Genomic DNA, 11,302 nt, shown 5'->3' with positions numbered 1-11,302 from the left:
GCGAAAGCCACTTTCGCAACCTTCAACGTTGCGAAAGTGGCTTTCGCAACGCCCGAGCCGAGCCGCCCGCCGGCGGCCCGTTTCCAAACCCCGGAAAGGGCGGAACCCGGGCCCTGAGGAGGGGAGGCCCGGGTTCCGATGGGGAGGGGTCAGGCGACGGTGCCCGGCTTCGGCAGCTGCTGCTTGGCCGGAGTGTTCTGATAGGACGCCAGCTGCCAGGCGCCGTCCCGTTTGACGACCGTCCACGAGGCGCGGATCGACTGGGAGTCCGCGACCTCGGTCTCGCCGGGGCCGAGCACGCCGCCCTGCGTGATCAGGACGCCGGAGTCCGGGGTGAAGAAGCGGATCTCCAGCGGGCGGCCGGTGACCTGGGTGCCCTTGTAGTTGCCCGCGAAGGATTCGACGAGGAACGCCCGGATGTCGTCGCGGCCCTTCTTGAACACGCCGGGGAGGATCATCGTGCCGTCCTCGGTGAAGACGCCGGCGAAGGCGTCGGCGTCGTGGTACGCCCACGCGGCGATCACCTTCTGGGTCAGCGCCGCGATCGCCGCCTGGTCGGCGGCCGTGCCGGTTTCGGTGGTGGTCATCGGAGGATCCTCCTAGATGTAGAGGGTGTTGGGCTCGAGCCCGCAGAGCACGCGGCCGTACAGCTCGGTGTTGGTGTTGGGGTGCATCAGCGCGTGGAGGTTGACCGCGGCGACGTCGCGGGCGATGCGCTGGATCGGGATGCCGTGGTAGATCGACGAACCACCCGAGGCGGACGCGAGGATGTCGATGCCTTCCTTGGCGCGGCGCACCACGGCGCCGAGGTCGGCCCGCGCGATCGCACGTTCCTCGAGTTTCCACGGGGTGCCGTCCGCGGTCCTCGTGTCGACCAAAGTGGACAGACGGTGCGCGTGGAATCCGGCCTCGTCGATCTTCAACGCCGCTTCGGCCACCTGGTGGTGCGTGATCGGGGCCTCGCGCTGGGAATCGTAGGCGGTGTAAGTGATCTTGCGGTCCGGCAGGCGCTTCAGGAAGGTGTCCTGCGCGCTCCGCGCCATCCCGACCAGCGTGCCCACCGAAGACGCCGACGCGACCGGAAGCAGCGGCGCCCGGTAGATCGAGGCCGAGGCCGCGCCCTGTCCTTCCAGCACCGCCGGCAGCGGGAGCACCCGCTCCGCCGGGATGAAGACGTCCTGGGCCACCGTCGACACGCTGCCGGTGCCGCGCAGGCCCGAGGTGTCCCAGTCGTCCACGATCAGCAGATCCGAGATCGGCACCAGCGCCATGATCGGATACGGCTCGCCCTCCGGCGGCACGAGGATCGCGATGATCTCCTGCCACTGCGCGTGCAGCGCCCCGCTGATGAAGCCCCATTTGCCGTTCACCACGACGCCGCCGTCGACCGGCGCGGCCATCGCGGACGGGCTCAGCGTGCCGCAGATCCGCACGTCCGGGGTGGCGAACACCTCGTCCTGCACGGCCTCCGGGAACTGGCAGGCCATCCAGGTCGGGATCCAGTACACCGAGGCCACCCAGGAGGTCGAGCCGTCGGCCCGGCCGATCTCGGTGGCGACGTCGACCAGGGTGCGGGTGTCGGCCTCGTAGCCGCCATACCGCTTGGGGCGGCGCAGCTTGAAGACGCCGGCCTCGGCCAGTGCTTCGATGGATTCCTCGTGCACCCGCCGGTTCTGTTCCTGCCAGGCCGAGTGCTTCTTCAGTGCGGGTGCCAGTTCGGCCACGCGGCGAACCAGTTCCTCCCGCGTCGGAACATCGGTGCTCGACACCTTGACCTCCTAGATCGTCGACTGGTCCAGCTTCGCAGCGGGCGGACGCCGGGTCGTCTTCCCGTTTGCCGGTGCGTCAGGCTGCCGCACGTTCGGAGGTGCGGCCGGGGAAATCCACCACGTTCCGGCCGTCGCGGCGCGCGAACCAGGTCGCCAGCGGCGCCGCCATCGCGGTCGAGACCAGCGCCATGAGCACCAGCATGGTGAACAGCGTCGGGGAGAGCACGCCGAGGTCGAGCCCGATGTTGAGCACCACCAGTTCGGTCAGGCCACGGCAGTTCATCAGCGCGCCCACCTGCAGCGACCGATTCCAGTTCTCGCCGACGGCCCGCGCGGCCAGTGCCGAGCCGCCGAACTTGCCCGCGACGGCCACGAGCAGGATCACCCCGCACCAGAGCCACGCGCCGCCGCCGGAAAGCAGGCCGATGTCGGTGCGCAATCCGCTGTAGGCGAAGAACAACGGCAGCATCAGTGCCGTCGTCAGCCCGCCTGCCTTGTCGTGCAGCCAGGTCGCCATCGGGTTGTCCCTGGGGAACACGACGCCGAACACGAACGCGCCGAACATCGCGTGCACCCCGATCCACTCGGTCGCCATGGCGCACACCAGCACCCCGACCACCGACAGCGGCGCGACCTTCTGCAGCCGCGCCGCCGTCGACCTCGCCACGAACTTCCGCAGCAGCGGCCGGACGACCAGCCCGAGCAGCGCGACGAACGCCGCGGTGAGCACCACCGTCAGCACCACCCCGAACAGCGAGGACGCCGTGGTCAGCGCGATCACCAGCGCCAGCAGGCTCCACGCGGTCACGTCGTCGATCACCGCGCAGGTCAGCGCCACCACGCCGATCTCGCTGCGGAAGAGCCCGATCTCGTGCAGGATCCGCACCAGCACGGGCAACGCCGTGATGCTCATCGACACCCCGAAGAAGAGCGCGAACGGCAGGAATCCGCCGCCCGTCCCGAACCGGGTGTAGGCCAGCATGGCGAGCCCGACGCCGAGCAGGAACGGCAGCGCGATGCTGACGTGACTGACGACCAGCGCCAGCCGTCCGCGGCCGCGCAGCAGCCGGGTGTTCAATTCCAGCCCGGCGAGGAACACGAAGAAGATCACGCCGAGCTGCGCCACGACGTTCAGTTGCGGCACCGTCGCCTTCGGGATCAGCGCGGCCGCGCCCGAAGGCCACAACGCGCCGAGCACCGACGGGCCGAGCAGGATGCCCGCGGTGATCTCGCCGATCACCGCGGGCTGCCCGATCCGCTGGGCCAGCCAGCCCACCACCTTGCAGGCGCCGACCACGACGGCGATCGCCAGCAGCAGTTGTGCCAGCGAAGGCCCGGTCCCCTCCTTGGCGGCGGCCACCCCGGTGCCGTCTTCGCCCTGTCCCAGCAGGATGATCGCGACCACGACGGGGAGCACGACCAGTCCTAAGTAGACCATCAACGCCCGGCGGCCGGGGCGGTGTTCGCTCTCCACCATTTCCCTTCCGCTCAGGGTTCGGTGACGTTCGCGACCAGATCGTCGAGGTTGATCTTCAACAGCGGGTGCTTGCCCGACAGCCCGGAGATCAGCGTGACGAAGTCGGTGCTCGGCGCGTGCAGCTGCTCCGGGTCGACGATTTCCTGCGCGAGGTCGTAGTAGTACTCCTTGTACTTCGTCCGGTCGTAGAACCGCTCGACGAAGTTGCGGATCTCGTCGAAGAACGCGCGGTAGTTCCCGGCGTACCGGTCGAGTGCCTTCTCCTCGATGGCCGGGTGATCGAGGATCCGGTCGACCACTTTGGACAGTGAGCTGCCCGCCAGCGTGGCCAGCGCGACACCGGTGGAGAACAGCGGGTCGACGAACGCGGCCGCGTCACCGACGAGCACCCAGCCGTCGCCGTAGAAGGTTTCGTTGGTGTAGGACCAGTCCCGCGCCGTCCGGTAGCCGGCGTGCTGACGGGCGTTGGCCAGCAGCCCCTTGAGCCGGGTGGTCTTGTCCCGCTCGGTCAGGAAGAGCTGCTCCAGTGACTTGTCGTCGGCGTTCGCGAGATCGGACTTGGTCACGTAGCCGACGCTCATGGTGCCCTTGTCGATCGGGATGCCCCAGAACCAGCCGTCCGCGGTGCCCTCGATGAGGATGTTGGTCCACTCGTCGCCGGGCAGCCGTTCGCAGTTGTCGTAGTAGGTCCAGACCGCGACGTTGCGGAGCTCGTTGTGCCAGGTGATGTCGCTGAACTTCCGGCCGATCACCCGTGACTGGCCGGAGGCGTCGACGACCAGCGAGGCGCTGGCCTCGTAGTCACCGGCCGAGCCGCGCAGGGTGAACCGGACACCGGTGACGCGGCCGGTGTCGGACTGGATGACGTCCTTGACCGTCGTCTCCTCCACGACGTACGCGCCGAGTTCACGGGCACGGTCGAGGATCAGCGTGTCCAGATCGGCGCGGCGCGTGTGGTAGGCGTACGTGCCTTCCGCGGCCTTCATGAACGAGAAGTTCCAAGGCACGTCCCGGTTTCCCCACACCAGGCTGCCGCCGTACTTGCGCTCGAAGCCGCGGGCCTCCATGCGGTCGAGCAGGTCCAGCTCCTGCAGCGGGCGCATACCGACCGGGATCAGGGATTCGCCGATGTGGTAACGGGGAAAGCGTTCGCGTTCGAGGACCAGGACCGTGCGCCCCTCCTTCGCGAGGAGACCGGCGCAGGTCGCGCCCGCCGGGCCGCCACCGATGACGATGACGTCGAACCGCTCGGGCATACCGTGGAGCGTGGCTGACATGAGAAACCCTTCCTGGGCCGATGGAGGAGTGGAGGCGCTCACGCGCGCCGGATGCCGATATGCGGCTCGTAGCTCAGGTACAGCCCGTTGATCGCCTTTTCGGGCTTCTCCGGAGCCTGCTTGTGCTCGTGGACCCGGTTGAGGTTGTCCAGCGGGTTGTGCTTGCCGCTCTCGTCGCCGAGCAGGTGGCCCTGGATCCGGCGGTAGACCTCCTCGGTGTCCTCGAGGTCGGCGATACCGGTGACGAACCGGTCGAACGCCGCCTGCACGTCCATCCCCTCCCAGTCCTTTTCGGACAGTTGCTGCGCGCGGAAGAAGTGGTGCTCCTTGCCGCGGTAGCTCTCGTAGAAGGTGGACACCAGCACCAGCAACCGTTCGTAGGCGCGGCGGTAGACGACCTCGTAGAAGTCCCATGCCTCGCGTTCGCCGATCTCGCCGCGGATCACGCTGCTGATCGCGGCGGTGCCGATCAGGGCGCTGTACGTGCCCAGGTGCACACCGGTCGACAGCAGGGGGTCGAGGAAGCAGGCGGCGTCGCCGGAGAGCAGGAAACCCGGGCCCTGGAACTGTTCCGCCGCGTACGAATAGTCCTGCTCGACCTTGACCTCGGTGACCTGCTCGGCCTCGATGAGCAGCTGCTGTATCGCCGGGCAGTCGCCGATCGCCTTGTGGTACACCGGGTCCACGCCGCCGAGTTCGTTGCGCGCGGCGTTGAAGGAGTCCTTTCCGGTGACCAGCCCGACGCTCATCGTGCCGTCGGGCAGCGGGATTCCCCAGAACCAGCCGTCGCCGACCGAGGCGACGGTGATCGCGCCGCTCGGCCCGCGGTCGAGCTGCTTCGCGTCCTTCCAGTACGACCAGGCGGCGACATTGCGGAAGACGTTGTGGAACTTGCGGTTCTTCAGGTACTTGGTGGCCATCACGCCGCCGCGGCCGGAGGCGTCGACGAGGTAGTCGAACTCGATCCGCCCGCTGTTGGCCGGGTTCTTGGCTTCGGCCCAGTGTGCCGCGACCGGCCGGTCACCGTCGAAGTCGAGCTTCTTCACCGCGATGCCCTCGGTGACCTCGACGCCGACCTCGCGCGCGTGGTCGAGGAGGATCTTGTCGAAGTCGGCGCGGATGACCTGCCACGCGCTGGTGCTGCCGTCGCGGCCGTGCGGCCGGAACCGCACTTCCCATTCCTCGGGGCCCCAGAAGTAGTAGGCGCCGCCCTTGGGCTGGAACCCGGCCGCGGCGATCTTGTCCCAGACCCCGAGACGCTCCAGGATCGGGCGGCACGAAGGCAGCAGCGATTCGCCGATGTGATAGCGCGGGAAATGGTCCCGCTCGAGAAGAGTGACCTCGAAGCCCTCTTTGGCCAGAAGCCCGGCCGCGGTGGAGCCCGCCGGTCCACCGCCGATCACGAGGATCTGGGTCGTTGCGCGCATGACACCTCTCCAACTACGCCGACAGCCGGAATTGCTTGCCAGACGCTAACAACCGGGAATGGAGATCCACTCAAGAACCGGTTGCCCGGTAACGCTTTCCCGGAACAGCAGTCGAAGAGACGCTTCCCGCGCGGAGGCGGACGACGATTCTTCCCGTGTCGGACTCCTACGGCCCGGCCGATGACGTGGTGTCGTGCACCGGAAATACGGCAACACCGCCAGCAGAAACCTGGATCCACCGGCTCACGCACCGCATTTCCGGTGCAGGAACACTAATGGAGGAATCCCGCGATGGGCGAATACCTTGGCGAACGCGCCGTCGTGCTCGGCGGCGGTATGGCCGGCCTGCTGACCGCCCGCGTACTTTCGGAACGCTACCGCTCCGTCGTGATCGTCGAGCGTGACACGATCGTCGGCGTCTCCGGCACCCGCCGCGGCGTGCCGCAGGCGCACCACGCGCACGCGCTGCTCGCCCGCGGCCAGCAGATCCTCGAAGACCTCTTCCCCGGCCTGCAGGCCGAGCTGACCGCCGACGGCATCCCCAGTGGTGACCTGTCCGGCAGCCTGCGCTGGTACTTCAACGGGAAACGGTTGCAGCAGAAGGAATCCGGCCTGCTCAGCGTGTCCGCGACCCGCCCGGAGCTCGAAGAGCACGTCCGCGGCCGCGTCGTCGCATTGCCGAACGTCGAGGTCCGGGAGCGCACGGTGATCCAGTCGCTGGTCGCGACCGGCGACCACTCGCGCGTCACCGGTGTCCGTGTGACCGGTGAGGACGCGGAGCCCGAGACGCTGTTCGCCGACCTCATCGTCGACGCCACCGGCCGCGGCAGCCGTTCGTCGGTGTGGCTGGAGGAACTGGGCTACGAGCGCCCGGCCGAAGAGAAGATCAAGATCGACCTCGCCTACACCTCGCGGCTGTTCGAGCTGGACACCGATCCGTTCGGTGACGACCTGGCGATCAACCCGGTCGCCTCGCCCGCGAACCCGCGCGGCGCGTTCTTCGTGAACCTGCCGGGGAACGTGGCCCTGCTGTCGCAGACGGGCCTCCTCGGGGACCACCCGCCGCGTGACGCCAAGGGATTCCTGGAGTTCGCCAAGACGCTGGACGCGCCCGAGATCTACCAGGCCGTGCGCAACGCGAAGCCGATCAGCGACATCGCGAGCTTCAAGGTGCCGGCCAGTGTCCGCCGCCGGTTCGACAAGCTGCGCCGCTTCCCCGAGGGCCTGCTCGTGATCGGCGACGGTGTCTGCGCGTTCAACCCGGTGTACGGCCAGGGCATGACCGTCGCGGCCATGGAAGCCGCCCAGCTGGGCACGCATCTCGACGCGGGCGGCGTGCGTCCGCTGCGGTTCTTCAAGGAGATCAGCCCGATCATCGACGTGCCGTGGGACATTTCGGCCGGTGGGGACCTCGCCTTCCCCGGCGTCGAGGGCCCGCGTCCGCTGAAGGTGAAGATGGGCAACGCCTACATGGCGAAGCTGCACTCCGCGGCGACCGTCGACGGCCGGTTCACCGAGGCGTTCTTCCGGGCCGCCGGCCTGGTCGACCCGCCGACCGCGCTGATGCGGCCGAGCCTGGTGGTCGGTGTGCTGCGCACCGCGCGGCGCGTCAAGACGGCCGCCCCACTCGCCCCCACGGCCACGATCGGCCAGGCCCCGCCCGCGTCCGGCGACCTCGCGGCCTGAGCACCAAGGAGCCATGGTCATGAACGAACCCGTCGGCAAACGCGCGGTGGTGATCGGCGGCAGCGTCGCCGGCACCCTGGCGGCGAGAGTGCTTTCCGAGTTCTATCGCGAGGTCGTGGTCGTCGACCGCGACGAGGTGCTGGGCGTGGACAAGCCGCGGCGCGGCACCCCGCACACCTGGCACGCGCACGGATTGCACGCGCGCGGTTATTTCATCCTCGAAGAGCTCTTCCCGGACCTGCTCGGCGAACTGCGGGACTCCGGGATCCCGGTCGGCGATCTCGCGCGGATGAAGTGGTACTTCAACGGGAAGCAGGTCGAACCCGCCGACAGCGGGCTGCCGTCGATCACCGCGCTGCGCCCGGTGCTGGAGCACCATCTGCGGAAGCGCACCGCGGCACTGCCGAACGTCACCTACCGCGAACGCACCGACGTCCACGGCCTGCTCGCCACGCGGGCGGGCGACCGGATCGTCGGGGTCCGCGTGCAGGCGCGCGACGGTTCGGCGGAGGAACGGCTCGGCGCCGACCTGGTCGTCGATGCCTCCGGACGCGGTTCGCGGACGCCGGTGTGGCTGGAGGAACTGGGCTTCGCACGGCCGTCCGAGGAACGCGTGAAGATCGGGCTGGCCTACACCACCCGGATGTTCCGCAAACGGCCGGAGATGTTCGACGGCTGGCAGTCGATCAACCCGGTCGCCTCGCCCGAGCATCCGCGGGGCGCGTTCTTCGGGCAGGTGAACGAAACCGAGTGCATCCTCTCGCTCACCGGGATCCTCGGCGACCATCCGCCGACCGACGCGCGCGGCTATCTCGACTTCGTGAAGTCGTTGCCCGCCACGGAGATCTACGAGGCGGTGAAGGACGCCCAGCCGCTGATCGAGCCGGTGACGTTCAAGTTCCCGGCGAGCTCGCGGCGACGCTACGAACGGCTCAAGCGGTTCCCGGAGCGGCTGTTCGTGCTCGGTGACGCGTTCTGCAGCTTCAACCCGGTGTACGGCCAGGGCATGACGGTCGCGTCGATGGAGGCCATCGCGCTGCGCGAGCACCTTTCGCGACGGTCCGAACCGGACTCGCGGCGGTTCCTGCGCGAGATCGGCAAGGTCGTCGACAACCCGTGGGAGATCTCGACCAGCGGCGACCTCGACTTCCCCGGCGCGGAAGGGAAGCGGACGCTCAAGGTCAAGATGGGCAACGCGTACATGGCGAAGCTCCAGTACGCGGCGACGATCGATCCGGACGTCACGGCGGCGTTCATGCGGGTGGCAGGCCTGGTCGATCCGCCGACCGCGCTGATGAAACCGGGGCTGATGCTGAAGGTGCTGCGGGCCAACCGGCGCCGTCCCGCCCCGCGGGCGACGGTGACCGAACTGCCGCGCGCCGACCGCGAATCGCGCGCTGCCTGAATAACCTCGTGAGTGGTAAGGACGGTTCTAACCGTCCTTACCACTCACGAGGTTTCTTTCTTTTCCTCCGCAACAAGCGAGATGCGTCAGTCGGCCCGTTCGCCCGATCATTGAGGTGTCGATGACCATTTCCCTGGTGGTGGGAGAGAAATTCATGCGCAGATTCAAGAGGGTCATGACCGCGCTGGCCGCGGTCGCGGCGGTGGTACTGCTGGGGGGAACGGCGACGGGGGCCTCGGCGAACACGGGGTGGAGACATTCGGACGCGGCGCTCGCCCGCTCCCTGCCGGGCGGATTCCAAAGCTCCTACGCCGACGTCAACGGCGTCCGCCTGCATTACGTCGCCGGCGGTTCCGGCAGCCCGGTGGTGCTGCTCCCCGGCTGGCCGCAGACCTGGTGGGCGTTCCACAAGGTGATGCCGGCGCTGGCCGAGCACCATCGCGTGATCGCCGTCGATCTGCGGGGGATGGGCGGATCGTCGAAACCCCCGGCGGGCTACGACAAGGAGACGCTGGCAGCCGACGTCCACGCGCTGCTCGCCAAGCTCGGGTACGCCAAAGCGGATCTGGTCGGCCACGACATCGGCGCGATGGTCGCGCACAGCTACGGGATCAAATATCCGCAGGCGGTCGGGAAACTGGCGCTGATGGACGTGGTCGCGCCCGACAAGAGCCTCTACCAGCTGCCCCTGCTGCCCAGCGCGCCCGGCCAGTTCTCGCCGTGGTGGTGGACGTTCAACCAGCTGCAAGGCCTGCCGGAGCAGCTCGTCTCGGGCCGCTCGCGGTACCTGGTGGACACCATGATCGATCAGCTTTCGGTGGTGCCGTCGGCGGTGAACGACTTCGACCGGAGCGTCTACGCGCGGGCCTACTACACGCGTGAGGCCGTCCGGGCCGGGAACGGCTGGTACCGGACGCTCAACCAGGACATCGCGGCGGGCTCGGCGTACGGGAAGCTGACCATGCCGGTGCTCGGCCTCGCCGGCGAGTTCAACCACCAGTACTTCACGCAGGTGATGCCGTCGAAGGCGGTGGATCCGCAGGTGGTCAAGATCGCCGGAGCCGGGCATTACCTTTCCGAGGAACAGCCCGCTCAGGTCATCGGCGCGCTCACGAAATTCCTGGGCTGAAAACGCCTTTCGAGGCAGTATTGGAGGCGTCCCGGCGAAGCCGCCGATGGGATTCTGCGAAAAGGAAAGTCCTGGAATTCCCAGCCTATCGGGAAAAGGTGGCTAAAATGAAGGTTGGTGTTACCGGTGGCACCGGGTTCATCGGGCGATACGTCTGCGAGGAGCTCGCCGCACGAGGGCATACGCCGGTCGTGTTCGATCATCGTGGCGAGGGGGACGGCGGGCCGTGGGAGGTCATGCTTGGCGACATCCGCGACGCGACGGCGCTGACCGAGCTCGCGGCGCATTGCGACGGGATCATCCACCTGGCGGCCGTGCTGGGCACCCAGGAGACGATCACCAATCCGCGGCCCGCGGTGGAGACCAACGTCATGGGCGGCCTGAACTTCCTCGAGGCCGTCGCCCAGTACGACCTGCCCGGCGTGTACATCTGCGTCGGCAACCACTGGATGAATAACAGCTACTCGATTTCGAAGACGACGGTCGAGCGGTTCGTCCGCATGTTCAACGCCGACCGCGGCACCCGCGTGAACTGTGTCCGCGCGGTGAACGCCTACGGCCCACGCCAGAAGGCGGCGCCGCCGTTCGCCGCGGGTAAGGTCCGCAAGATCACCCCGGCGCTGATCTGCCGGGCGCTGTCCGGGATGCCGGTGGAGCTCTACGGCGGCGGGCGGCAGATCTCGGACATGGTGTGGGTCGGCGACGTCGCCCGCACCCTGGTCGCCTCCCTGGAAGCCGCCGCCGAGGGGCGGGTGCTGGAGAACACGGTCGAGATCGGGCCCGCCGAGTCGGTCACCATCCGCGAGGTGGCGGAGCTGGTCATCGACCTGTGCGAGCAGCGCGGCCACTCGCGGGTGGGCATCACCGACCTGCCGATGCGGCCGGGCGAGACGCCGAACACCCCGGTCACGGCCGACGTCTCGACCCTGCTCACGGTCGGCATCGAGCCGGAATCCCTTGTCACGCTGGAAGAAGGCATGGCGAAGACGGTGGACTGGTACCTCGAGCACCGCGGTACCGCCTGGGACGTCCCTGGGCCCGCTCTTCGGGCGGCGTAGCTCCTGAGGCAGGCCGCGAAAGCCACTTTCGCGACGTTGAACGTCGCGAAAGTTGGTTTAGCGACGCCCGGGCG

Annotated in this window: 9 protein-coding genes; 4 read left to right on the top strand and 5 right to left on the bottom strand. The window is 68.3% G+C overall.

Annotated elements, in window-relative coordinates:
• Window positions 1–149: 149 nt before the first annotated feature.
• From ACFWIW_RS18305 to ACFWIW_RS18285, 5 genes are all read right to left on the bottom strand, one after another.
• Entirely contained in the window at window positions 150–587 is a 438-nt protein-coding gene (locus ACFWIW_RS18305) for an SgcJ/EcaC family oxidoreductase (protein WP_378369500.1), read from the bottom strand.
• Between the two features lie 12 nt (window positions 588–599).
• The gene (locus ACFWIW_RS18300; protein ID WP_378369499.1) at window positions 600–1,769 is read right to left on the bottom strand and encodes an acyl-CoA dehydrogenase family protein; all 1,170 of its coding nucleotides are present in this window, start codon (window positions 1,767–1,769) and stop codon (window positions 600–602) included.
• Window positions 1,770–1,845: 76 nt separating this feature from the next.
• Window positions 1,846–3,246 (bottom strand): cation:proton antiporter, encoded by a 1,401-nt coding sequence (locus ACFWIW_RS18295; protein ID WP_378369498.1) that lies wholly within the window; start codon window positions 3,244–3,246, stop codon window positions 1,846–1,848.
• A gap of 11 nt (window positions 3,247–3,257) precedes the next feature.
• Window positions 3,258–4,523: an NAD(P)/FAD-dependent oxidoreductase gene (locus ACFWIW_RS18290; protein ID WP_378369497.1), complete on the bottom strand. Its 1,266-nt coding sequence runs from the start codon at window positions 4,521–4,523 to the stop codon at window positions 3,258–3,260.
• Between the two features lie 38 nt (window positions 4,524–4,561).
• On the bottom strand, window positions 4,562–5,950 hold the full coding sequence (locus ACFWIW_RS18285; protein ID WP_378369496.1) for an NAD(P)/FAD-dependent oxidoreductase: 1,389 nt from the start codon (window positions 5,948–5,950) through the stop codon (window positions 4,562–4,564).
• 291 nt (window positions 5,951–6,241) lie between these two features.
• Here ACFWIW_RS18285 and ACFWIW_RS18280 point away from each other — a divergent pair, with 291 nt between their 5' ends.
• The 4 genes from ACFWIW_RS18280 (at window position 6,242) to ACFWIW_RS18265 (ending at window position 11,228) form a co-directional block, all read left to right on the top strand.
• The gene (locus ACFWIW_RS18280) at window positions 6,242–7,636 is read left to right on the top strand and encodes an NAD(P)/FAD-dependent oxidoreductase (RefSeq protein ID WP_378369495.1); all 1,395 of its coding nucleotides are present in this window, start codon (window positions 6,242–6,244) and stop codon (window positions 7,634–7,636) included.
• A 19-nt stretch (window positions 7,637–7,655) separates the two neighbouring features.
• Window positions 7,656–9,041 (top strand): FAD-dependent oxidoreductase, encoded by a 1,386-nt coding sequence (locus ACFWIW_RS18275; RefSeq protein WP_378369494.1) that lies wholly within the window; start codon window positions 7,656–7,658, stop codon window positions 9,039–9,041.
• Window positions 9,042–9,195: 154 nt separating this feature from the next.
• Complete coding sequence (locus ACFWIW_RS18270; protein WP_378369493.1) at window positions 9,196–10,170, top strand: alpha/beta fold hydrolase; 975 nt, start codon at window positions 9,196–9,198, stop codon at window positions 10,168–10,170.
• Between the two features lie 107 nt (window positions 10,171–10,277).
• Entirely contained in the window at window positions 10,278–11,228 is a 951-nt protein-coding gene (locus ACFWIW_RS18265) for an NAD-dependent epimerase/dehydratase family protein (protein WP_378369492.1), read from the top strand.
• The last annotated feature ends 74 nt before the right edge of the window (window positions 11,229–11,302 follow it).

This window comes from Amycolatopsis sp. NPDC058340, from assembly GCF_042723975.1.
Lineage (GTDB): Bacteria > Actinomycetota > Actinomycetes > Mycobacteriales > Pseudonocardiaceae > Amycolatopsis.
Note: the sequence above shows the minus strand (reverse complement) of the source record. Positions and strands in the feature narration are given on the sequence as shown.

Excerpts from the sequence above, each read along its gene's own strand:
- ACFWIW_RS18305 (WP_378369500.1), bottom strand. The coding sequence starts at position 587 with ATGACCACCACCGAAACCGGCACGGCCGCCGACCAGGCGGCGATCGCG.
- ACFWIW_RS18295 (WP_378369498.1), bottom strand. The coding sequence starts at position 3,246 with ATGGTGGAGAGCGAACACCGCCCCGGCCGCCGGGCGTTGATGGTCTAC.
- ACFWIW_RS18290 (WP_378369497.1), bottom strand. The coding sequence starts at position 4,523 with ATGTCAGCCACGCTCCACGGTATGCCCGAGCGGTTCGACGTCATCGTC.
- ACFWIW_RS18285 (WP_378369496.1), bottom strand. The coding sequence starts at position 5,950 with ATGCGCGCAACGACCCAGATCCTCGTGATCGGCGGTGGACCGGCGGGC.
- ACFWIW_RS18280 (WP_378369495.1), top strand. The coding sequence starts at position 6,242 with ATGGGCGAATACCTTGGCGAACGCGCCGTCGTGCTCGGCGGCGGTATG.
- ACFWIW_RS18275 (WP_378369494.1), top strand. The coding sequence starts at position 7,656 with ATGAACGAACCCGTCGGCAAACGCGCGGTGGTGATCGGCGGCAGCGTC.
- ACFWIW_RS18270 (WP_378369493.1), top strand. The coding sequence starts at position 9,196 with ATGCGCAGATTCAAGAGGGTCATGACCGCGCTGGCCGCGGTCGCGGCG.
- ACFWIW_RS18265 (WP_378369492.1), top strand. The coding sequence starts at position 10,278 with ATGAAGGTTGGTGTTACCGGTGGCACCGGGTTCATCGGGCGATACGTC.